The following is a 22341-nucleotide window of genomic DNA, read 5'->3' as shown; positions in this document are numbered from 1 at the left end:
CACTCGAACGCCGCTCGGAAGCGCTTCGGAGCACGAAAACCCCCCGGGAATCAGGCGTGTGATGCCGTGACATCACACCGCGAGATTTCCCCTTCGGCCCATGATGTCCTGATCGTTCATCAAGGCCGGACAGAAAAGCGCGTCCCGCGCGGCCCTCGACGACCGGTCGGGACCGGTCGGGACCACACGGGACCGGACGCGTTCAGACGGGGCGCGGGCCGCGGCGGCGGGGCAGCGCGGTCACGGCGGGGCCGCTCGTCTCGGGCGGCAGCCCCGCGCACTGCGCGAGCAGCCCGCACCACGCCAGCAGGTGCGCCCCCACCTCGGTGGGGTCCCCCGGTGTCCAGGAGGCCCGCAGCTCCAGCTCCGCCCGGGGCGGCTGGTCGCCAAGGCCCCCGAAGAAGCTGGAACCCGCCCTGGTCACCGTGCCGTTGGCCTCCCGGTGGGCGAGGCCGCGGCCGTCGAGCGCCTCCGTCAGCCATGACCAGGCCACCTCGGGCAGCAGCGGATCCGTCGCCAGCTCCGGGTCGAGATCGGCCCGCGCCAGCGTGACCACGCGGAACTCCCCCTGCCACGAGGCGTCGCCCCCCGGGTCGTGCAGCAGGACGAAGCGGCCGTCCGCCAGCTCGTCGCCGTCCACGACCACGGCCGCGCCCAGCGCGTGCGCGAAGGGCGCGAGGCGGCGCGGCGCGGGCAGCGGTGACAGCGCCACCTCCGGGCGCGGGTGCGCCCCGCCGAGCGCGGTGACCGCCTGCCGGAAGGGAAGGGGGACCCCCGCGTCGGGGTCGGTCATATCTCCGGACTCCTCCGCCTGGTGGGTGCGAGACGCTGCCATGGCCGGTAACCCTAGGCGCCCGCGTGTCCGCCCGGCGGGAGCCACACCCGGGGGCGCCGGTCATTCGACGGGCCATGGGAGACTTCTGTGTGTGACTGTGACCGACTCCCCCTTCCTGCGGGCCTGCCGCCGCGAACCGGTGCCGCACACCCCCGTCTGGTTCATGCGCCAGGCCGGGCGCTCCCTGCCCGAGTACCGCAAGGCGCGACAGGGAATCGCGATGCTCGACTCCTGTACGCGCCCCGAGTTGGTCACCGAGATCACGCTCCAGCCCGTCCGCCGCCACAACGTCGACGCGGCCGTCTACTTCAGCGACATCGTCGTCCCGCTCAAGGCCATCGGCCTCGACCTCGACATCAAGCCGGGCGTGGGGCCCGTCGTCGCCGAGCCGATCCGCGGGCGCGCGGACCTGGAGCGGCTGCGGCCCCTCGAGCCCGACGACATCGGGTACATCACCGAGGCCGTCCGCATGGTCACCGCGGAGCTGGGCGAGACGCCGCTGATCGGCTTCGCGGGCGCCCCGTTCACCCTGGCCAGCTACCTGGTCGAGGGTGGTCCCTCGCGCAACCACGAGCACACCAAGGCCCTGATGTACGGGGACCCCGGGCTCTGGGCCGACCTGCTCGACCGGCTCGCGGACATCACCGCCACCTTCCTCTCCGTGCAGATCGAGGCGGGCGCGTCCGCGGTGCAGCTGTTCGACTCGTGGGTCGGCGCGCTGGCTCCCGCCGACTACCGGCGCGCGGTCCTGCCCGCCTCGTCGAAGGTGCTCGCGTCCGTCGCCCACCACGGCGTGCCCCGGATCCACTTCGGCGTCGGCACCGGCGAGTTGCTCGGGCTGCTCGGCGAGGCGGGCGCGGACGTCGTCGGCGTGGACTGGCGCGTTCCGCTCGACGAGGCCGCCCGCCGCGTCGGCCCGGGCATGGCCCTCCAGGGGAACCTGGACCCGGCCGTCCTGTTCGCCCCGCCGCAGGTCGTCGAGGAGGAGGCGGGGCGCGTTCTCGACGCGGCGGCCGATCTGCCGGGGCACATCTTCAACCTCGGCCATGGCGTTCTGCCCGACACCGACCCCGACGCCCTCACCCGGCTCGTCGCCTACGTCCACGAGCGGACCGCCCGCTGACCAGCCCCGAGGTGCACCCATGCATGTGATCGTCGTCGGCGGTGGCATCGCCGGGCTGGCCGCCGCCCACCGGCTGCTGGCCGCCGGGCTCCGCGTCACCGTGCTGGAGAGCTCAGACCGGTTCGGCGGCAAGCTGCGCACCGGGCACGTCGCCGGGGCCCGCGTGGACCTGGGCGCGGAGTCGATCCTGGCCCTGCGCCCCGAGGCCGTCGAGCTGGCCCGCGCCGTCGGACTCGACGAGTCGTTGCGCCCGCCCGCCGTGACGAGCGCCGCCATCTGGACCAGGGGCGCGCTGCGGCCCATGCCGCAGGGCCATGTCATGGGCGTCCCCGCGACGGCCGCCTCGCTCGCCGGGGTCCTCTCCGACGCGGGCCTCGCCCAGATCGCCCGTGACGCCGAGCTGCCCCCGCTCGAGGTCGGCGAGGACGCGGCGGTCGGCGAGCTCGTCGCCGAACGCATGGGCCACGAGGTCGTGGACCGCCTGATCGAGCCGCTGCTCGGCGGCGTCTACGCGGGCGACGCCTACCGCATCTCGCTGCGCTCGGCCGTGCCCAAGCTCTGGGAGGCCGCCCGCGAGCACGACTCGCTGCTCGCCGCCGTGCGGGCCGTGCAGCGGCAGGGGGCCGAACGGGCGCCCGGCGGCCCGGTGTTCACCGGCATCGACGGCGGCATCGGCACGCTGGCCGACGCGGTCGCCGCCGACTGCCGCGCCAAGGGCGCCTCGCTCGAGACCGGGGTCGCGGTGACCGGGCTGCGCCGCACGGCCCGCGGCTTCGCGGCGGCGCTCGGTGACGGGCGTTCCCTCGCGGCCGACGGCGTCGTCCTGGCCACCCCCGCGGGGGCCGCGGCCCGGCTGCTCGCCGCCGAGGCGCCCGCCGCGGCGCGCGAGCTCGCGGGCGTCGAGTACGCGTCCATGGCGATCGTCACCCTGGCGTTCCGCCGCGCCGACCTGGGCAGGCTGCCGCGCGGCAGCGGCTTCCTCGTGCCCGCGGTGGACGGGCGGACGATCAAGGCGGCGACGTTCACCAGCGGCAAGTGGGACTGGGCGGCCGCCGCCGACCCCGACCTCTTCGTCCTGCGCGCCTCGATCGGGCGCCATGGCGATGACGGCCCGCTGGGCTGGGACGACGCCGATCTGATCGGCGCCGCCCTCGACGACCTCGTCGACGCGGCGGGCCTGCCCACCAAGCCGGTGGACGCGCTGGTCACCCGGTGGCGGGACGCGCTGCCCCAGTACACGGTGGGCCACGCCGCGCGCGTCGCCAGGGCCCGCAGCTTCCTGGCCTCGCTGCCCGAGGTGCGCCTGTGCGGCGCGGCGTACGACGGCGTCGGCATCCCGGCGTGCGTCGCCGGCGCCACCGCCGCCGTCACTGACCTGCTGCGCGCGCTGCCGATCGCGCCCGCCGACTGACGCGGGCGCTCACGGCCATGCCCCACCCTGGCGGCGGCGGGCCAGGACGAGGCGGGAGAATAGCCGCATGACAGCCGTACCCGAGAAGTCCGTCGGCAAGCGCGCCACGGAGCTCAACGAGACGATCCGCTACACCCTCTGGTCGGTCTTCGGGCTGCGGGAGCCGCTGCCCGATGACCGCGTGGGGTTCTCGGAGGAAGTGACCGACCTGTTCGCGCAGTTGGCGGCCAAGGACGTCACCGTGCGCGGCACCTACGACGTCTCGGGGCTGCGCGCCGACGCCGACCTCATGATCTGGTGGCACGCGGCCACGGCCGACGCGCTCCAGGAGGCGTACAACCGCTTCCGCCGCACACGCCTCGGCCGCGCCCTCACGCCGGTCTGGTCGAACATGGCCCTGCACCGGCCCGCGGAGTTCAACAAGTCGCACATCCCGGCGTTCCTCGCCGACGAGACGCCGCGCGACTATGTGAGCGTCTACCCGTTCGTGCGGTCCTACGAGTGGTATCTGCTGCCCGACGAGGACCGCCGCAGGATGCTCGCCGACCACGGCAGGATGGCCCGCGGCTACCCCGACGTCAGGGCGAACACCGTGGCGTCGTTCTCGCTCGGCGACTACGAGTGGATCCTGGCGTTCGAGGCGGACGAGCTGCACCGCATCGTGGACCTGATGCGGCACCTGCGGGGCTCCGAGGCGCGGCGGCACGTGCGGGAGGAAGTCCCGTTCTTCACCGGCCGCCGCCGCCCCGTCGCCGAGCTGATCGCGGGCCTCGCCTGAACGCCTGGGCCCCGTCGGCTCAGCTGCCGCCGCCTCCTCCGCAGCCGCCCCCTCCGCAGCTGCTGCCCCCGCCTCCGCCGCCGTCGCTCCCGCCTCCGCCGTCGTGGCCGAAGCCACCGCCCCCGCAGCCGCCACCCCAGGAGGCGGTGCTCGACGCGCTGCTCGAGGCGGGGATGGGGGCGGCCGCGGCCGGGTTGGCCAGCTGGGCCCGCAGCGCCGCGTCCGTCAGCGCCACGGTGCCGCCGACGGCCATCAGGCCCGCCATGCCGCCTCCGGGGAACGGCTCACCGCGCCGCATCTCCACCAGCAGCGCGCGCCCGCTGTCCGTGAGGCGGCCGCTGTCGAGGAGCCTGGGCGCCAGCGTGGTGCCGATGCCGAGCGCCAGCCCCGAGCCGATCAGCAGCCACAGCGTGAGCGGCGAGTCGGAGAAGATCAGCCCGAGCGCCCCGATGAACAGCCCGTCGATCGCCACGAACATGTTGATCCGCGCCGCGCGGCGCCATGGTCGCCACAGCTGGGGCGGCCACATCAGCCCCCGCTCGCTCAGCCGGTCGCCGACCCGCTGCACCGGTGGGCTGTAAATGAGCGCGGAGCGCACGGTCTTGAGCGGCACCTTCCAGTCCGAGCACACGGTCAGCAGCTGGCGTTCCAGGTCGTCGTCGGCGATCGGCTGCCCGACGCGCACGGTGCCGCCCTTGACGGTGATCCGCTTCTTGTCCCGCATCACACAGATGACGGTGTCCGCCACCCGCGCGGGCCCGCCGGAGAGGAACGCCGCCTCGTAGAGCGTGTACGACATGTCCCCCGTGGCGCCCGGCAGTCGGCTCAGCCTGAGCCTGCGGTACAGCAGGTGCAGCAGCGCGAGCGGCACGGCAGCGCAGGCCACCGTTATCAGCACGGTCATGATCGGTCCCCCTTCGTCCCTGACCTCTTCATCCCCGGCCGCGCAGCAGCCGCGCGAGGCGGCCGGTCCGCGCGGGGCGGTCCGCGCGTTCGCGCAGCCACCGTTCGAGCCGCCGCCTGGCTGGCCCCGGCGGTACCCGGTCCCCGGCCAGCAGGTGGCGCGCGAGACCGATGGCGTCGTCCCGGTAGCCGCCGGTCAGCGGCGTCGCATCAGCGTAGGCGAGCGCCGCGGCCCGGTAGCCCTCGCCCATGATCTCCGGCAGCTCGGGCGCGATCCTGGCCAGGACCCCGACGCGCTTGGCCGCGAGGGCCTGCCGCTGGATCCGTATCCGCCGCGGGTCGAAGCCTTCGGGCACCGGGCCGTCCGCCGTGAGCGCGGTGAGCAACGCGGCCTGCGCGCGCGCCAGCCTGAGCCTGGCCGCATCGACGTCCGTCGCCGCCTCGTCCGTCGCGGTGCCGCTCTCGCGCTCAGCCATGGCGCACGCCCTCGGTCACGGCCCTGATCGCGGCCAGCTCGGCCGCCAGCTCGGCCACCGGCGGGAACGCCTCGTCCCGCTCGAGCAGTACACCCGGTGGCGCCACCCGGTCACACAGCCGCTCGAGCACGGCGAGCACCTGCGGCGGCACGGGGTGCGCGTGGCTGTCGTGCCACACCCCGTCCCGTTCGACGCCCCCGGCCACGTGCACATACGCCAGCGCGTCGAGCGGCAGCGCGTCCAGTGCCTCGGCCGGATCCTCGCCCCGGTTGACGTGGTTGGTGTGCAGGTTGGCCACGTCGATCAGCAGCCCGACGCCCGTGCGCTCCACCAGCTCGGCCAGGAACTGCCCCTCCGTCAGCTCGTCGTCGGGCCAGCCGAACAGCGCCGCGATGTTCTCCAGCGCCAGCGGTACGGGCAACGCGTCCTGCGCGATCCTCACGTTCGCGCACAACACGTCGAGCGCGTCCCTCGTGCGCGGCACGGGCAGCAGGTGCCCGGCCTCGAGCGCGGGCGTGCCGGTGAGCGCGCCCCCCGCCCGCACGAACGCGATGTGCTCGGTCACCAGCGGCGCGTCCAGCGCCTCCGCCACGTGCGCCAGCTCGACGAGCCGCCGCGGCGAGGGCCGTTCGGCCCCGCCAAGACCCAGCGAGACCCCGTGCGGCACGACCGTCGTGCCCCGGCGGCGCAGCCGCTCGAGCCCCTCGGGCAGGCGGTCGGCGCACACGTTCTCCGCGACCACCTCGACCCACTCGACGCCGGGCAACTCCTCGATGCCGTCCGCGATGTCGGGACGCCAGCCGATGCCCGTCCCCAACCTCCCCATGCGCGCCTCCCCGTGTCCGTCCCGTGAGAGTGTCGTCTCCCGGGTCGGAGGACGGGAACCCCACATGGCCTGGTTCAGAGCTGCTTCTGAGGTTCGAGCCCGGAAAGGGGCCCTCCGGGGGCAACCCTGGTCGCGGGAGCGACCGTTGCCGCGAGGCGCCGTAGGCGCGTCACCACCCGCACCGCACAACGGCTCGGCTGCGCAAGCACCGAGCTCAGTCCGCCAGCAACGCCGCCCGGCAGCCCGCCGCGTCGATGTCGCCCGGGGGGTACGCGGGGTCGAGCTCCCGCAGGTGCTCGAGCAGCAGGCGGCTCACCGCCCAGTTGCGGTACCACTTGCGGTCGGCCGGGACCACGTACCAGGCGGCCGCGGGCGTCGAACAGCGGGTCAGGACCGCCGCGTACGCCTCCTGGTAGTCCGACCACAGGGCGCGCTCGGCGATGTCCCGCGCGTTGAACTTCCAGTGCTTGCGCGGCTCGTCGAGGCGCGACAGGAGGCGTTCGCGCTGCTCGTCCCTGCCGATGTGCAGGAACACCTTCACCGCCGTCACGCCGTCGTCGACGAGCATGCGCTCCCACGCGTTGATCTCGTCGTACCGCCGCGCCCAGATCGCCTCGGGCACCAGGCCGTGCACGCGGGCGACCAGCACGTCCTCGTAGTGCGAGCGGTCGAAGATGCCGATCTCGCCCGCCTGCGGCAGCGCCGCGTCCACGCGCCACAGGAAGTGCTGCGCGCGCTCCTGCTCGCTCGGCGCCTTGAACGCCCTGATGCGGCACCCGGCGGGGTTGAAGTGCGCGACCACGTGCTTGACCGTGCCGCCCTTGCCCGAGGTGTCCATGCCCTGGAGGACAAGCAGCAGCCTGCGCCGGTCGCCCGCCGAGCCCGCCGCGTACAGCTGCTCCTGGAGGCGGGCCAGCTCCTTGCCCATCGTGGCCGTCTCCGCGACCGCCCGCTTCTTCTTCCCCTCGAACCCCGGAGTGCCGTCCGTCGCCTTCCCCGCCAGGTCCGCCGCCTCGCCGGGCTGGCACCGCAGCAGCGCCCGCAGGGACAGGTCGTCCGGTGTCGCCTCGTCGCTCCCCATCCCCCGATGATGGTCCCGCCGTGCGCCGCCCGCCACTCAGGCCCCAGGGCCAGGCCCCTGGCGCGCCCGCTCCGCCCCCTCGCGCGCGAGCGCCGTGAGCCGCGAGATCGCGCGGAAGTACTTCTTGCGGTAGCCGCCCTTCAGCATCTCCTCGCCGAACAGCTGGTCGAACGGCACGCCAGACGCCCGCACCGGCAGCTCGCGGTCGTAGAGCCGGTCGGCGAGCACCACGAGCCGCAGCGCCGCCGCCTGGTCGGGGACAGGGCGCACGCCGGTCAGGCACACGGCCTCCACCCCGTCGCACAGCGCCCCGTAACGGCTCGGATGCACCCGGGCCAGGTGGCCGAGCAGCGTGCCGAAGTCGTCGAGCGAGGCGCGGGGGATCGCCCCGGCCGCGCGCCTGACCTCGGCCTCGTCGGGCGGGGGCGGCGCCGATGGCAGGCCGCGGTGCCGGTAGTCCTCGCCGTCCACGCGCAGCGCGCGGAAGTGCGCGGCGAGCCCCTGGATCTCCCGCAGGAAGTCGGCCGCCGCGAAGCGCCCCTCGCCCAGCCGCCCCGGCAGGGTGTTCGACGTCGCGGCCAGCGCGACGCCCTCCACCACGAGGCGGCCGAGCAGCGAGGAGACCAGCACGGTGTCGCCGGGGTCGTCGAGCTCGAACTCGTCCACGCACAGCAGCCGATGCCCCGCGAGCGCGGCCACCGCCCCCTGGAAGCCCAGCGCGCCGACGAGGTGCGTCAGCTCGACGAACGTGCAGAACGCCTTCCGCCCTGGCGGCACCGGGGCCGCGTGCCACAGCGAGGCGAGCAGGTGCGTCTTGCCGACGCCGAAGCCGCCGTCCAGGTAGACGCCCCGCGGCTCGGGGTCACGTTGCCGACGCCTGGCCCGCGGCGGCCACAGCGCCCGCCGTCCGCCGCGCCCCGCCGGCTCGTCGCCGAGCCCGGCCGCGAACTCGTTGAGCGCCTTCATCGCCGCGTGCTGGCTCGGCCGCGCGGGGTCGGGGACATAGGTGTCGAAACGCGCCCCGTCGAAGCGGGGCGGCGGCACCAGCTCGCCCACCAGGCGCTCGGGCGCGACCCCGGGCTCGCGCCCGCTCAGCGAGACGGGGGTGCCCGAAGGGGTGGCCGAGGCGGGGGAAGACACGTTTTCCCACTGTACGCGCCACGCCCGAGCCCGTCGTCCCGAGCGCCCCGCGTGAACGGGCCGCGCACGCCCCCGTGTGCCACACTGCGCCTCATGCGACGCCTGTTCCCCCCGCTGTCCCCTCCACCAGGACCCGCCGGGGCCGCGGCGCCCGACGACCGCGAGTGGGACCTCGATGAGCTCGCCGACGCCTACGCCTACCCCGCCGACCAGCCCACGGGCACCGGCTGGCTGCGCGCCAACATGGTGTCGTCGGCCGACGGGGCCGCCCATCACGGGGGGCGTTCCAAGCCGCTCTCCGGCCCGGCCGACATGCGCGTCTTCGGCGTGCTGCGGGCCCTGGCCGACGTGGTGCTCGTGGGCGCGGAGACCGTGCGGGAGGAGCGTTACCGGCCCGCGCGCCGGCGTGCGGAGTTCGTCGAGCGCCGGCTCGCGGCGGGGCAGACCGAGGCGCCCGCGATCGCCGTCGTCAGCGCCAGCCTGCACCTGGACTTCTCGCTGCCGCTGTTCACCGATCCGCTGGTGCCGACCCTGGTGATCACGGGCGCCAAGGCCCCGCACGCCGGTCTCGCCGCCGCCCGCGCCGCGGGCGCCGAGGTGGTCACCGCGGGTGACGAGGCGATGGTGGACCCGACCCGCGTCAAGCCCGCCCTCGCGGGGCTGGGCCTCACGCGGATGCTCACCGAGGGCGGCCCCCGGCTGCTGGGTCAACTCGCCGCCGCCGGCGTGGTGGACGAGCTGTGTCTGACCACGGCGCCGCGCGTCACCGTGGGCACCGCGCCCCGCGTCATGAGCGGCCCCGAGCTCGCCGATCCCCGGGAGTTCGCGCTGACCGATCTGCTCGAGGACGCGGGCTTCCTCTTCGGCCGCTACCGCCGCCTCTGACGAGCCGCGTCCGACAATCTGCGGAATGTGACGTTCCGCTTATCCTGGTGTGGGCAGACTGAAAAGGCGCAACGTCCCGTGCGCCCACGGGGAAGGATGGTTTCTGCCGGGCGGCGCGGGACCCGGCCGCGACGAAGGGCGCTCCCCATGATCACGACTGTCCTCATGATCGAAAAGCCCATGGTGCCCACCGACGTCGAGCTGGTGACCACGCTGCACGGCGAGGAGTCGCTGTCGTTCGTGGTGCTGATGCAGCCGAGAGGCGAACAGGACCGGCTGCTGCGGGCGCTCGACGACGTGGCGCTCGGGGAGCTGGGGGACGCCGTGCGCGAGAGCGACGTACCGGAGGGCCAGGACGCGCTCCGACCCGCCCACCACGCCCTCGAGGTCTCCCTCTCCGCGCTGCGCGCCACCGGCGCCGACGCCGTCGGACGGGTGGTCGATGAGCACCCGATCGACGTGCTGACGTCCGTGGTCCGCGAGACCGAGGCCGACGAGGTCGTGGTGCTGACCGCGCCGCACTACGTGGAGGAGCTGTTCCACCGCGACTGGGCGTCCAGGGCCAGGCACAAGGTCGGCGTCCCCGTGCTCAAGCTGTTCGCGCACGCGGAGTGAGCCGGGTGCGACAATCGTCCCCTCGCGACCGCACGTCCAGCGGGACGTACCGCGGCACGACAAGCAGCGCGTCGAGCAGCAGGGAGACACACGCATGACACCGGCGATCCCGCCCGCCATGGAACGGCCCCACTTCATCGGCATCGGCGGCGCCGGCATGTCGGGCATCGCCAAGATCCTCACCCGCCGCGGCGCGCGGGTCGCGGGCAGCGACGCGAAGGACTCCGAAACCGCCGCCGCGTTGCGCGCCATCGGCGCCACCGTCCACATCGGCCACGCCACCGGGCACCTCGCCCCCGACGCCACCGCCGTGGTCGTCTCGAGCGCCATCCGCCAGGACAACCCCGAGCTGACCGAGGCCCACGCCCGCGGCATCCCCGTCGTCCACCGCTCCGAGGCCCTCGCCGCCCTGATGGAGGGGCTGCGGACCATCGCCGTCGCGGGCACCCACGGCAAGACGACCACCACGTCGATGCTGGCCGTCGGCCTGACCGCGCTGGGGCTCGCGCCCTCGTACGCCATCGGCGGCGACCTCGACTCGCCAGGCTCCAACGCCGAGTCGGGCGAAGGCGACCTGTTCGTGGCCGAGGCGGACGAGAGCGACCGCAGCTTCCACCGGTACAGGCCCGAGGTGGCGATCGTCCTCAACGTCGAGCTCGACCACCACGCCACCTACGCGTCGCTCGACGAGATCCACGCCTCGTTCGAGACGTTCGCCGACCGGATCGTCCCCGGCGGCACCCTGGTGGTCAACGCGGACCAGGACGGCGCCCGCACCCTGACCGCCCGCCTCGCGGGGCGCGAGGGGCCGGCGATCGTGACCTATGGCGAGGCGCCGGACGCGGACGTGCGGGTCACGGCGCTCGAGCCGGACGGGCTGACCAGCCGCGTCACCGTGTCCCTCGACGGGCGGGACGGCGGGGGCCGCCGCGAGATCGCGTTCCGCGTCTCCGTTCCGGGGCGCCACTACGCGTACAACGCCGTCGCCGCCCTCGCCGCGGGCGTCGCCGCCGGGGTCCCCGCGGACGCGCTGGCCACCGCGCTCGGCACCTACACCGGCGCCCGCCGCCGCCTCACCCTCCAGGGAGAGGCCCGCGGCGTGCGGATCATCGACAGCTACGCCCACCACCCCACGGAGATGGCCGCCGACCTCGAGGCCATCCGCGGCGGCGCGGACGGCGGGCGGCTGCTGGTCGTCTTCCAGCCGCATCTCTTCAGCAGGACCCGTGAGTTGGGCGCCGAGATGGGCCAGGCCCTCGCGCTGGCCGACGCGTGCGTCGTCCTCGACATCTATCCCGCCCGCGAGGACCCCATCCCCGGCGTCACCAGCCAGGTGATCGTCGACGCCGCCCGCGCCCACGGGGCCGATGTGACCCCCGAGCCGCACAAGGACGCCGTCCCCGACGTCGTCGCGGGAATCGCCGGGCCGGGGGATCTCGTTCTCACCATGGGCGCGGGCGATGTCACCGAGCTCGGCCCCAAGATCCTCGCCCGGCTCTCCGGCTGACCGGACGCGGGCGACACGGACCAGGTGACCTTCGAAGGAGACGGAAAGCACCATGGCATACGAGGTCGACAGGACCGATGAGCAGTGGCGGGAGCAGCTGACCCCCGAGGAGTACCGGGTGCTGCGCCAGGCCGGGACCGAGCCCGCCTTCACGGGCGAGTACACCGACACCAAGACCGAGGGCGCGTACCACTGCCGCGCCTGTGGCGCCGAGCTGTTCCGCTCGGCGGCCAAGTTCGAGTCGCACTGCGGCTGGCCTTCGTTCTTCGACCCCAAGGACAGCGACGCCGTGGAGACCCGCGAGGACCACTCGCTGCCGGGGCGCCCGAGGACCGAGGTGCTGTGCGCGACGTGCGGCTCGCACCTCGGCCACGTGTTCGCGGGCGAGGGCTACGACACCCCCACCGACCTGCGGTACTGCATCAACTCCATCGCCATCCGGCTGGATCCGGCGGACCCTGCCGCCTGATCTCGTCCACCGCCGCGGCCAGCTCCGCGGCGGTGATGTGCCGCTCGGCCGTGCCGTGGTGGGTGCACGCGAACGCCCCCGCCACGAGACCGGCCAGCGCGCACTGGTCGAGATCGGCGTCGGGACCGCTCCCGAGCCACGTGTGCAGGAACGCCGTGGCGAACGCGTCGCCCGCCCCGTTGCTGTCCACCACGGGTGAGGGCGGCGTCACGGCCGGGTAGTGCCTGACCTCGCCGCCGTCCCGCGCCAGCACGTGGCAGCCGCGTGACCCGTCCGTCGCCACCGCGACCCGCGCCCGCCCCTTGGCCAGGATCATCCGTAGCACCTCGGGCACCCGCCCCTGGATCCCGGCCGCCGACAGGAACACGAAGTCCGTGCCGAACGCCCACGGCGCCGCCGAAGGGTCATCGCCGTCCCACGCGTGCAGATCCGTCGACGTCGGCACCCCGCGTCGTTCCAGCTCGTCAAGCAGGTCGCGCGTGAAGTGCGCGCGCGACAGGTGTACATGGCGCGCCCGCTCCACCCGCGGCAGCACGAACTCGGGGGGCAGCAGCAGATCGGCCGGGTGCCGCCCGTCGTAGAAGGAGAAACGCCGCCCCTCCGCGTCGACCAGGTTGACGCTGCGGGGCGTCCCGTTCGGCGCGGGCAGCGTCTCGAACGCCACGCCCGCGCCCCGGAACCGCGCTCTGAGCAGCCCGCCCTGCGGGTCGTCGCCCAGGTAGTCGACAAACGTCGTCCGCCGCCCCAGGGCGTGGAAGCCCAGCGCGTACCCCGTCCCCGAGTGGGCCACGTAGTCGTACACCGGCTCCACGTGCAGCAGGTCCTGATCCGGCACTTCGAGGCGCTCGACGCGGACGATCGTGTCCACTCCCGAGCCGCCGATCACCAGCACGTCATCCATGGCGCACAGCGTACGGAAGGTCCCACGCGGCGGCTCACCTCGGGCGTCAGGGCGCACCGAGAAGATCGGCGTACTGGTCGCGCAGCCGGTCGAAGCCGTGTGCCCGCGCCGCCTCGCCCACCACCCGCGGCACCGCCCTGCCCTCCAACGAGCCGGTCAGCGCGGCCAGGCACAGGTGCCATCCGGCGGCGAACTCGGCGGCCCGCGTCCCGTCGCCGAACACGTGCGTGAGCCGCAGCCGGGTCCCCGTGTCGGCGGGCGTCAGCGCGAACCGCAGCTCGTCCCCGTACCACGCGAGCGTCAGCAGCCGCGGCGGCGCGACCGCGAGCACCGCCCCCTGTGGCGCGGGATCCGCCGGGTCCGTCTCGGGCATGGCGACGGGCCCTGGGGAGTCCAGGTCGCGGCCCGGCGTGTAGGGCGCCCACCGGGCGACCCACTCCGCCTCGGTGAGCGCCGCCCAAGCCCCCTCCGCCGTGCTCGACAGCTCGCGCTCGAGCGCCAGCGCCCACCGGCCCTCGCCCGTCGGCTCGAGCGTGGCCGCCACCGGCTGCTGGGGGAGTGGATCGCTCATGCCGCCCACACTCCCTCACTCCGCGACGCGGCGCAGCACGGCCGCCGCGCGCGGCGGGAGCCGCAGCACCCCCGAGCCTTCGGGCGGCGGGCAGCGGTGGGTGGTCGCCAGCCTCTCGAACGCGCCGTCCCCCAGCGGAACGACGGCCTCGCCGCCCTCGCCCACGTGCACGGCGACGGTCAGCGGGCCGTTGTGCACCACGAGCCACCCGGCGGCGTCGTCCGCGAGCGCCCGCACATCGGCGAGCGTCAGCCCGGGCGGCAGGTGCGCGTGCCGGATCGCGATCAGCCGTCGGCACCAGCCGAGCAGCCACGGCTCGTCCCCCTCGGTCCCGGCACCGCCGTCCACCCGCGACCAGTCGAGGCACGAGCGGTCACGCGTCGCCGGGTCCTGCGGGTCGGGGATCTCCTCGGCGGGCCAGCCGTGCGCGCCGAACTCCCGCCGCCGCCCGTTGCGCACCGCCTCGGCCAGCTCGGGGTCCTGGTGGTCGGTGAAGTACTGCCAGGGCGTCACCGCCCCCCACTCCTCGCCCATGAACAGCATCGGCGTGAAGGGCCCGCACAGCACGAGCGCCGCCGCGATCGCCGACCCTTCCTCCCCGGCGAGCGTCGCGACGCGGTCGCCGAGGGCACGGTTGCCGACCTGGTCGTGCGTCTGCGCGTAGCCGAGCAGCCGGTGCGCGGGCGTCGCGGCGCGGTCGAACGGCCTGCCGTGCCGCCTGCCGCGGAACGCCGAGTACCCGCCGTCGTGGAAGAACCCCCGCTCCAGCGTCTTCGCCAGGGTCGCGAGCGGGGCCCGCGCGAAGTCCGCGTAGTAGCCCTGCGACTCGCCGGTCACCGCGCAGTGCAGGGCGTGGTGGAAGTCGTCGTTCCACTGCGCGTGCAGCCCGTGGCCGTGGCACGCGCGGGGCGCGGTGGTGCGCGGGTCGTTGCGGTCCGACTCGCCGATCAGGAACAGCGGGCGCCCCAACTCCTCGGACAGCGCGTCCACTTCGGCGGAGAGCTGGGCGAGCACATGCTCGGCGCGGTTGTCGACGAGCGCGTGCACCGCGTCGAGCCGCAGCCCGTCGACGCGGTAGTCCCGCAGGAACGCGAGGGCGCTGCCGACGAAGTACGCGCGCACCTCGTCCGAGCCGTGCTCGTCCAGGTTCACCGCCGCGCCCCACGGCGTGTGGTGCGCCTCCGTGAAGTACGGGCCGAACTCGGGCAGCCGGTTCCCCGAGGGCCCCAGGTGGTTGTGCACGACGTCGAGGACGACCCCGAGCCCGTGCCCGTGCGCCGTGTCGACAAAGCGCTGAAGCCCCTCGGGCCCGCCGTACGGCTCGTGCACCGACCACGGCGCGACCCCGTCGTAGCCCCACCCGTGCCGCCCCGGGAAGGCGCACACCGGCATCAGCTCCACATGGGTGACCCCGAGCGCCGCGACATGGCCGAGCCGCCCGGCCGCCGCGTCGAACGTGCCCTCGGGCGTGAACGTCCCGATGTGCGTCTCGTACAGCACCGCACCGGGCAGCCCACGCCCCGCCCAGTCGTGGCGCCACGGGAACGCCCCCGGGTCGGTCACCGCGGCGGGCCCCTCGGGGCCCTCGGGCAGCCGGCGGGCCCGCGGGTCGGGCAGCACGGGCCCGTCGTCGAGCGCGAACCCGTACCGCGCCCCCGGCCCCGCCTCCTCCTCCGCCACCCACCAGCCCACACGGTCCGGATCCCGCTCCATGGGAACGGGCCGCATCGACAGGTGCAGCGTCACTTGCCGGGCCCAGGGTGCCCACACGTCGAAGAGCATGGACCCATGCTCGGGGCGCGGAGCACCGTTCGCCAGAACGCCGGGCGGGACGGACGCGCGTCGCCCCGCCCGGCTCCGACCTACGCGGCGCCTCCTGGCCGGGTCATGCGGAAGCGGTGCTGGGTCACCGGATACCCGGCCAGCGCGAAGCCCTTGGCCATCGGGACGTTCCCGACGTCCGTGGCCGCCGCGATCCGCTCCGCGCCGTGGTCCACCAGGTCGCGCGTGCACTCGACCAGCAGGTCGTACCCGTATCCGTGGCCCCGCTGCTCCGGCACCACGCCGATGAAGCCGACCACGGGCGTGGTCATGTTCTCGGCGGGCACCTGGATGCCCACGAGCTCGCCCCCCGGCGTGTACGCCAGCCGCAGCCACTCACGCGGCGAGGGACACCAGCGGAAGAAGTCCATCTCCTCCCGCGCGGCCAGGTCCACGCCGCCCTGCTCGACGGCCCGCCTGGCGTGCTGGTCGAGGGTGTCGCCGTGCACCCGGCGCAGCACGTCGAGCACCACCTCGTCGTCCGGCTCGGGGCGCAGGACGAGCCGCCCGGTCCGCTCGGGCAGGCCGCACCGCGGCGTCCACAGATAGCGGTGGCGCTCGACCAGCGGCGTCCAGCCCGCCTCGGTCGCCGCCTCGACCCGGGCCCTCGCCGCCTCCCGCACGGCGGGGGAGTCCCGCCAGCCGGGCGGCAGCAGCAGCTCGTAGTCCGCGCGCAGCGGCGCCTCGCGCAGCAGCGCGACGCCCGCGGCGGGGTCGGTGAAGTCGAACCAGTCCAACGCCACCGGCTCGTCGTCGTCGGGGCCCGCCCAGAACGCCGCCCGCGCCACCACCGTGCCGTCGCGCTCGGCGACGAACGTCCAGTCGGGCCGGTACTCGCCCCCGGCGGCGCGGGTCTCGTACGCGTTGAACGGCGGATCGGCCAGCGGGCGGCCCACGAGCCCTGGGTCGGACAGGGAGGTGAAGACCTCGCGCGCCTCGTCCTCGACAAGGGCGCGAATGACCAACTCAGAGGTCATGAAAGAGAAACCTTCCGAAAGGCTGTGCGCGCTTCCGGTCAGCCCTGAACACGCCCGGCGAGGGGGCGGCGGAGGCGCGCGAAACGGGAACCAGACATGGCGAGCGCCTCCTTCCTCCGTCCGAGGGCGTTGCCGCACCTTAGCCCGCGCCCCGCGACGCGGCCAAGCGAATAATCCCCGGCCCCGCCCGGCCCCGCCCGGCCCCGGCCGCCCCGACCCCAACTGCCCCCGCCGCGACCGCACCTGGACAGGGAAGCGCACTGTCGCGGACAATTTCCCCATGGCCTCAGTCGAGTACGGCACTCCTCCTCCGCGGATCTCCGACGCGGACCGGGAGCGCGCGCTCGACGTCCTGCGGGAGGGCATGGTCGAGGGCCGGGTGTCCCAGGACACCTTCGAGCGCCGGATCGCGCAGGTCATGACGGCCCGCCTGCCCGACGAGCTGTACGCGGCCGTCCGCGACCTCCCCCACCGCCACGAGCCCCCGCGGCCCCGCCCCCGCACCGGCTGGGTCGTCGACTCGATGACCCGCGTCATGACGTTCCGCCACCGGCTGCGGATCGCCTGGGAGTCCAGGGGCCTGCCCGAGCTCGTCCTGCCCGACCCCGGCGGCGCGGCCCCGCTGGCCATAGGCCGCGCGGCGGGCTGCGGCCTGCGGCTGAGCGACGGGAGCGTCTCACGCCACCACGCCGAGCTGTACGGCGTCGGCACCGGCTGGCTGCTGCGCGACCTCGGCTCCGCGAACGGCACCTGGGTCAACGGGCGCCGCGTCGCCGACCGCGTGCCGGTCGCCCCGGGGGACCTGGTCGGCTTCGGCAGCGTGGCGTTCCGCCTCGCCGCGGCGCCCGCGCTCTGACCGGCCCGAGCCCCCGGGGGCGCCCCGCTCAGCTCTTGATGAACGTCATCAGATCGGTGTTGAACGCGTCCTGGTAGGAGCCGACGAGCCCGTGCGGCGCGCCCGGGTACGTCTTCAGCGTGGCGTCGGACACGATCTCCGCCGTCTTCGGCGAGGCCGCGGCGTAGGCCACGATCTGGTCGTCGTCGCCCTGCGCGATCAGCGCAGGGACGTCGATGCGCTTGAGGTCCTCGGTGAAGTCCGTCTCCGAGAACTGCCTGATGCAGTCGTACGCCGCCTTGATCCCCACCTGCATGGACATCAGCCAGAAGGCGTCACGCGTGCCCTGGGAGACGGACGAGCCCGGGCGGTTGGCGCCGTAGAACATCGCGCTCAGATCCTTGTAGAACTGCGACCGGTCGGCGAGCAGTTGTGACCTGAGCTGATCGAACACATCGATCGGGGTGCCCTCGGGGTTGTTCGCGTTCTTGAGCATCAGGGGCGGGATCGAGCTGAGCAGCACGACCTTCGACACCCGGTCCGTGCCGTGCCGCCCGATGTAGCGGGCGACCTCGCCACCGCCGGTGGAGTGGCCCACCAGCACCGCGTCGCGGATGTCCAGCTGCTCCAGCACCTCGGCCAGGTCGTCGGCGTAGGTGTCCATGTCGTTGCCGTCCCACGGCTGGCCCGAGCGGCCGTGGCCGCGGCGGTCGTGGGCGATGCCGCGGTAGCCGTTCTCGGCGACCAGGCGCAGCTGGATGTCCCAGGTGTCGGCGTTGAGCGGCCAGCCGTGGCTGAAGACGACGGGCCGTCCGCTGCCCCAGTCCTTGTAGTGGATCGCGGTGTTGTCGCGGGTGGTGATGTGCTGGTGCCCCATGCGGGCTTCCTCTCGGGTTGCTCGTGCGACGGGGCGCCGTGCCTCGGGCGCCCTCCGGGCCAAGCTAGCCGAAGAAAACCGATTAACCGGACAAATCCGACGATGGCCTAAGGCCGGCCTGCCACCCTGGCGGGGGCTGGAAGGTGGGGTGGCAGGCCGGAGATGTGGGGGCGAGTCGTTCATGGGAGCGCTCCCAAGACGGGACCGTAGTCGGGCGACACGCCCCTGTAAAGGGGTGTGACACCACCGCCGGGCGGGCGGTGCCCGCCGGGGAGTCAGAGGGCGGGGGCCGATGGGGCCCGCGCTGGGGCGGGTGGGTTCCCGGCTACGCTCGCCATGTGGGGGTGGCACCGGAGTTGAGCTGGGTGAAGGCGCGGGCCTGGGCGGAACGCGCCGCCCACCCCGCCGCCCGCGTCGTCGACAGCCAGCGCCTGCACGGCGGTTGGACTTCCGTCATGCGCCGCCTGCGTCTCGAAGGCCCCCCGGACGCGCCGGGCCACGCCGTCCTGCGCACGTTCGTCGCCCCGTTCTTCGTCACCCATGCCGAGGGGCTGCTGAACCGCGAGGCCGACACGTTGCGCCTGCTCGCGACGGTGGACGACGTTCCTGCCCCGGCCCTCCTCGGCGTCGACCCCGTGGCGGCGGAGTGCGAACACCCGTCCCTGCTCATGTCGTTGCTCCCCGGCGCGGTGCGCCTCGACGACGCCGACCACGAGGCCCGCATCGATCCCCTGGCCCGTCAACTCCTCGCGATCCACCGGGTGAACGTCCCGCCGTCCGCTCGCCCGCGCGTCTACCAGGCGTGGACCTCGCCGGAGCGGGTCCGGGTTCCCGAGGCCACCACGAGGCCCGAGGTGTGGCGCCGTGCGATCGAGGTGATCGCCAACGAGCCGCCGCAGTACGAGGGTTGCTTCCTCCACCGGGACTTCCACCCCGGCAACGTCCTCTTCGATGGCGAAGGAACGCGCCCGCGCGTCACGGGGGTTGTCGACTGGGTGGAAACGTCGTGGGGGCCGCCCGACCTCGATGTCGCCCACTGCGCGACGGCGTTGGCCCTGCTCCATGGTTCGCGGGCGGCAACGCGCCTGACCGAGCGCTACCGCGCCCTCGGCGGCACCCTCGCGCCCCCGGCCACCCATCGCTACTGGCGGCTTCTCGACGCGCTGGCGTATGCGCCCGATGCGGAGCGGGTCGCCACGTCGTGGCGCGCTCTGGGGCGGGCCGATCTCACGCCGGGGCGGGTGGCGCGGCGGTTGGAGGGGTATGTCGCGGGGCTGTTGGGGGTGCGGGGCTGTTGAGTGGGGGCGGCTAAGGGCTGGACGTCCTCCCGTTCGCCGCCTGCCGGTTGGTCTGTTTCTGGGGGTGCGGGTTACTGAGGGCACCTACGGGGGGAGGGGTGTCGGGTGTGCGGCCGTCTCGGTCACCGGCCTCTGTTGTGTCGGCTGGGACCGTTCGCCAGACGGGCGCGGCCGCTTGCCGTGGTCTTTGGCCGTTTTCCCGGTGGTCTGCCGAGGTGGCGCGCACCCTTCGGGCCTGCCCTGGCCGCCGCTCTCGTCGTTCACCGCGCGCACGTTGAGCTGAGGGAGCGGGCCGGTCCGGGGCGGGCGCGCGCGTCGTTCAGCGGGCCCGCTGGGCTTTATGCCTCGCTTACGCGAGGCCGGGTGCTCTTCTGAAACGGGGCACGTTCTGTTCAACACAAAGTGTGCCGCGTGTCAGAAGGGCACCCCTCCTCGGGTAGGCGCTGGATAAAGACGGGCCCACCTTCCGGAGGGGGCGACCCGCGCTGGCTCACCGGCGCGCTACGTCAGCTCATCGGACGCCAGGCTTGAAAACGCTTCGGGCGGCCAGGGCAGGCCCGAAGGGTGCGCGCCACCGCAACCGACCACCGGGAAAACGGCCGCCAACTACCTTTCGCGGCCGCGCCCGTTCGGCGAACGGTCCCGGCCAGCGACGAGAGCTCCCGTTGACCGGGACGGCCGGTCACCCGACGCCCCTCCCCCCCGTAGGTGCCCTCAGTAACCCGCACCCACCACGAAACCGACCACCCGGCAGGCGGCGAACGGGAGGACGTCCAGCCCGTAGCCGCCCCGCAAACGCCCCCGCCGCTGGAATTCGCCGACAGCGATCACCGCCGCCCCCACCCGACCCCCGTCCACGTCCGTGCCATGTGTGAACGCCACCTCGTCGCTCGCCGGATGGACCGCCGCGTGCGCGACTCCGGCGAGGTCGACCGGCGGACGGATCCGGACCAGGCGGCGACCGCCGTGCTGACCGCGCTCGCGGGCGGCGTCGCCATCCTCCGGGCGACCGACGACATCGGCTACTTGGACGTCGCCCTGTCCGACGCCCTCACCACCCTGCGCACGCGCCGCCCGGCGTAGGCGCGGTCGCGGCGTTCCAGGGCGGCGGCGAGCGCGGCGAGGATCAGCGCGCCGGTCGCCATCGCGGCGCCGACGAGGTTGGGTGCGGTCACCCCGGCTCCGGCCGTGAGCGTCAGGCCGCCGAGCCAGGCGGCGAGGGCGTTGCCGAGGTTGAAGGCGCCTATGTTCAACGCCGAGGCGAGGGTCGGCGCCGCGGCGGCGTGGTCGAGGACCCGCTTCTGGAGCGGCGGCACGGTCGCGAAGCCGAACGCGCCGATCAGCGTCAGCGTGATCGCCGCCGCGACCTTGTCATGGGCGGTGAAGGTGAACGAGGCCAGCGCGACCGCGAGGGCGGTGAGCGTCGTGCAGAGCACGGGCATCAGCGCGCGGTCCGCGTATCGGCCGCCCACCAGGTTCCCCGCCACGAGCCCGACGCCGAACAGGGCGAGCAGCCATGTGATGGTGGACTCGGCGTAGCCCGCGGCCTCGGTCATCATCGGCGCGATGTAGGTGATCGCCGCGAAGACGCCGCCGAAGCCGAGCACGGTCATGCCCATGGCCAGCAGCACCTGGGTGTTGCGCAACGCGGCCAGCTCGCCGCGGATGCCGGGGCCGCCGGTCCGCTCGCCGCCCGGCGCGTCTCCGGCCCCCTCGGGCACGAGGGTGGCCACCCCGGCGAGCGCGACCAGCCCGATGACGGCGATCACGGCGAACGTCAGCCGCCAGCTGACCTGCTGCCCGAGCAGGGTCCCGGCCGGGACGCCGACCACGTTCGCCACCGTCAGGCCCGTGAACATCGACGCGATCGCACCGGCCCGCCGCTCGGGCGCCACCAGCGAGGCGGCCACGACCGAGCCGATGCCGAAGAACGCGCCATGGGCGAGCGACGCCACGACGCGGCCTGCGAGCAGCACGCCGAAGGCCGGGGCGACGGCGGAGAGCGCGTTCCCCGCGATGAAGAGCACCATCATCAGCGTCAGCATCCGCTTGCGTGACACCCGCGCCCCGGCGAGGGCCGTCAGGGGCGCGCCGAGCACGACGCCGAGCGCGTAGCCGGAGGCGGTGAAGCCCGCGGTGGGGATGGAGACGCCATAGGCGTCGGAGACCTCGGGGAGCAGTCCGGTCACCACGAACTCCGTGGTGCCGATCCCGAAGGCGCCGACGGCGAGCGCCAGCAGCGCGAGGGGCATGGATTCTCCAGAGCTGTATGCGTGCGGTTGTTACCGGCGCCGACAATAATTGCACACGCGCTATATCTGCAACCGCTGGCTATTGCGCGCTTGCGTTAGGCTGGGTGCCGAGCCGGGGAACAGGAAGAGGAGGAGAGGCGATGACGCGTCCCGTCCCTGACCTCGCGCAGAGCTGGTGCGCCCTGAGCACGCTGCACGACCGCATCGAGGCCCACATCGAGCGCGCGCTCCAGGCCGAACACGCCCTCAGCGCCCGCGAGTTCTCGGTGCTGACCGTGCTGGACCAGCAGCCCGAGGGCGAGGAGAACGACCACTTCAGGATGAACGAGCTGGCCGACGCGCTCTCGCTCAGCCAGAGCGCCACCACCCGCCTGGTCAACCGCCTCGAGGACCGCGGCCTGCTCTCCCGCTTCCTGTGCCACACCGACCGCCGCGGCATCTACACCGATGTGACCGACGAGGGCCGCCGCCTGCTCGCGAAGGCCCGGCCGACGAACGACGCGGCGCTGAGCGAGGCGCTGGCCGAGGCCGAGCGCCGACCGGTCCTCGCGCCGCTGGTCGAGGCCGTTCGCGCCCTCGACGCCCGGCCCACGCCCACGCGTGAGCCGCGGCCCGCGGACGAGCACTGATGGTCTAGTGTCCTGAGTCAGGAATTCTGTTCAGATAGCTGGCGAGGCGTTCGAGGATCTCGTCTGCGCTCTTCGTCCAGACATAGGGCTTCGGGTCGGTGTTCCAGGCGGCGATCCAGTTACGGATGTCT

21 protein-coding genes and 2 pseudogenes are annotated in these 22341 nt (G+C 74.1%); 11 read left to right on the top strand and 12 right to left on the bottom strand.

All coding sequences use genetic code 11. The annotated features are described in order from the left end of the window. Positions 1-202: 202 nt before the first annotated feature. Positions 203-793 carry a DUF3000 domain-containing protein gene (locus D7318_RS29340; RefSeq protein WP_230424210.1) on the bottom strand — a complete coding sequence of 197 codons (591 nt, stop codon included), beginning with the start codon at positions 791-793 and terminating at the stop codon, positions 203-205. A gap of 133 nt (positions 794-926) precedes the next feature. Here D7318_RS29340 and hemE point away from each other — a divergent pair, with 133 nt between their 5' ends. The 3 genes from hemE (at position 927) to hemQ (ending at position 4147) form a co-directional block, all read left to right on the top strand. Next, positions 927-1958, top strand: a complete 1032-nt coding sequence (gene hemE / locus D7318_RS29335) for a uroporphyrinogen decarboxylase (protein WP_230424208.1) — start codon at positions 927-929, stop codon at positions 1956-1958. Between the two features lie 19 nt (positions 1959-1977). Further along, positions 1978-3369 (top strand): protoporphyrinogen oxidase, encoded by a 1392-nt coding sequence (gene hemG / locus D7318_RS29330; protein ID WP_230424206.1) that lies wholly within the window; start codon positions 1978-1980, stop codon positions 3367-3369. Positions 3370-3436: 67 nt separating this feature from the next. Next, complete coding sequence (hemQ, locus tag D7318_RS29325) at positions 3437-4147, top strand: hydrogen peroxide-dependent heme synthase (RefSeq protein ID WP_120700275.1); 711 nt, start codon at positions 3437-3439, stop codon at positions 4145-4147. A 19-nt stretch (positions 4148-4166) separates the two neighbouring features. On the opposite strand, the gene D7318_RS29320 is transcribed toward hemQ, so the two are convergent. The 4 genes and pseudogenes from D7318_RS29320 to zapE form a co-directional block, all read right to left on the bottom strand. Beyond that, the gene (locus D7318_RS29320; protein ID WP_120700274.1) at positions 4167-5051 is read right to left on the bottom strand and encodes a TIGR04222 domain-containing membrane protein; all 885 of its coding nucleotides are present in this window, start codon (positions 5049-5051) and stop codon (positions 4167-4169) included. Positions 5052-5079: 28 nt separating this feature from the next. Continuing rightward, positions 5080-6352 (bottom strand): annotated as a pseudogene (locus D7318_RS29315) (DUF692 domain-containing protein). A 214-nt stretch (positions 6353-6566) separates the two neighbouring features. Then, positions 6567-7433: a PPK2 family polyphosphate kinase gene (locus D7318_RS29310; RefSeq protein WP_120700273.1), complete on the bottom strand. Its 867-nt coding sequence runs from the start codon at positions 7431-7433 to the stop codon at positions 6567-6569. A 36-nt stretch (positions 7434-7469) separates the two neighbouring features. Then, positions 7470-8573, bottom strand: coding sequence for a cell division protein ZapE (zapE, locus tag D7318_RS29305; protein ID WP_120700272.1), 1104 nt, complete (start codon positions 8571-8573; stop codon positions 7470-7472). Positions 8574-8666: 93 nt separating this feature from the next. Here zapE and D7318_RS29300 point away from each other — a divergent pair, with 93 nt between their 5' ends. The 4 genes from D7318_RS29300 to msrB all read left to right on the top strand — a co-directional run bounded on the left by D7318_RS29300 (position 8667) and on the right by msrB (position 12049). Then, positions 8667-9458 carry a pyrimidine reductase family protein gene (locus tag D7318_RS29300; protein WP_120700271.1) on the top strand — a complete coding sequence of 264 codons (792 nt, stop codon included), beginning with the start codon at positions 8667-8669 and terminating at the stop codon, positions 9456-9458. Positions 9459-9605: 147 nt separating this feature from the next. Then, a complete protein-coding gene (locus tag D7318_RS29295; protein WP_120700270.1) occupies positions 9606-10073 on the top strand; it encodes an indole-3-glycerol phosphate synthase in 468 nt (155 codons plus the stop codon). 94 nt (positions 10074-10167) lie between these two features. Further along, on the top strand, positions 10168-11580 hold the full coding sequence (gene murC / locus D7318_RS29290; protein WP_120700269.1) for a UDP-N-acetylmuramate--L-alanine ligase: 1413 nt from the start codon (positions 10168-10170) through the stop codon (positions 11578-11580). Positions 11581-11632: 52 nt separating this feature from the next. Continuing rightward, the gene (gene msrB, locus D7318_RS29285) at positions 11633-12049 is read left to right on the top strand and encodes a peptide-methionine (R)-S-oxide reductase MsrB (protein ID WP_120700268.1); all 417 of its coding nucleotides are present in this window, start codon (positions 11633-11635) and stop codon (positions 12047-12049) included. Here the strand turns inward: msrB and D7318_RS29280 are convergent. The 4 genes from D7318_RS29280 to D7318_RS29265 form a co-directional block, all read right to left on the bottom strand. Next, entirely contained in the window at positions 12003-12950 is a 948-nt protein-coding gene (locus D7318_RS29280; RefSeq protein ID WP_120700267.1) for a carbohydrate kinase family protein, read from the bottom strand. The genes msrB and D7318_RS29280 overlap by 47 nt on opposite strands. A 46-nt stretch (positions 12951-12996) precedes the next feature. After that, positions 12997-13521 carry an SRPBCC domain-containing protein gene (locus tag D7318_RS29275; protein WP_120700266.1) on the bottom strand — a complete coding sequence of 175 codons (525 nt, stop codon included), beginning with the start codon at positions 13519-13521 and terminating at the stop codon, positions 12997-12999. Between the two features lie 15 nt (positions 13522-13536). Further along, entirely contained in the window at positions 13537-15303 is a 1767-nt protein-coding gene (gene treZ, locus D7318_RS29270) for a malto-oligosyltrehalose trehalohydrolase (protein WP_120700265.1), read from the bottom strand. A gap of 80 nt (positions 15304-15383) precedes the next feature. Beyond that, entirely contained in the window at positions 15384-16319 is a 936-nt protein-coding gene (locus tag D7318_RS29265; protein ID WP_120700264.1) for a GNAT family N-acetyltransferase, read from the bottom strand. 280 nt (positions 16320-16599) lie between these two features. Between D7318_RS29265 and D7318_RS29260 the strand changes: the two genes are divergently transcribed. Beyond that, complete coding sequence (locus D7318_RS29260) at positions 16600-17175, top strand: DUF1707 and FHA domain-containing protein (protein WP_120700263.1); 576 nt, start codon at positions 16600-16602, stop codon at positions 17173-17175. 28 nt (positions 17176-17203) lie between these two features. Here the strand turns inward: D7318_RS29260 and D7318_RS29255 are convergent, their stop codons facing one another. Beyond that, on the bottom strand, positions 17204-18031 hold the full coding sequence (locus tag D7318_RS29255; protein WP_120700262.1) for an alpha/beta fold hydrolase: 828 nt from the start codon (positions 18029-18031) through the stop codon (positions 17204-17206). A gap of 338 nt (positions 18032-18369) precedes the next feature. On the opposite strand from D7318_RS29255, the gene D7318_RS29250 reads away from it, so the two are divergent. Both D7318_RS29250 and D7318_RS35075 read left to right on the top strand, forming a co-directional pair. After that, the gene (locus D7318_RS29250; protein WP_408055554.1) at positions 18370-19329 is read left to right on the top strand and encodes a phosphotransferase family protein; all 960 of its coding nucleotides are present in this window, start codon (positions 18370-18372) and stop codon (positions 19327-19329) included. An 867-nt stretch (positions 19330-20196) separates the two neighbouring features. Continuing rightward, complete coding sequence (locus D7318_RS35075) at positions 20197-20412, top strand: hypothetical protein (protein ID WP_183091760.1); 216 nt, start codon at positions 20197-20199, stop codon at positions 20410-20412. On the opposite strand, the gene D7318_RS29235 is transcribed toward D7318_RS35075, so the two are convergent. Beyond that, complete coding sequence (locus tag D7318_RS29235) at positions 20352-21581, bottom strand: MFS transporter (protein WP_120700260.1); 1230 nt, start codon at positions 21579-21581, stop codon at positions 20352-20354. The genes D7318_RS35075 and D7318_RS29235 overlap by 61 nt on opposite strands. A 140-nt stretch (positions 21582-21721) precedes the next feature. Here D7318_RS29235 and D7318_RS29230 point away from each other — a divergent pair, with 140 nt between their 5' ends. After that, entirely contained in the window at positions 21722-22210 is a 489-nt protein-coding gene (locus D7318_RS29230; RefSeq protein WP_120700259.1) for a MarR family winged helix-turn-helix transcriptional regulator, read from the top strand. Between the two features lie 4 nt (positions 22211-22214). On the opposite strand, the pseudogene D7318_RS34340 reads toward D7318_RS29230, so the two are convergent. Beyond that, a pseudogene (locus D7318_RS34340) lies at positions 22215-22341 on the bottom strand (IS630 family transposase); the annotation flags it as partial.

This window comes from Streptomyces radicis, from assembly GCF_003626575.1.
Classification (GTDB): Bacteria; Actinomycetota; Actinomycetes; order Streptomycetales; family Streptomycetaceae; genus Streptomyces; species Streptomyces radicis.
The sequence above is the reverse complement of the archived record's forward strand: the minus strand, read 5'-3'. Positions and strand labels throughout refer to the sequence as shown.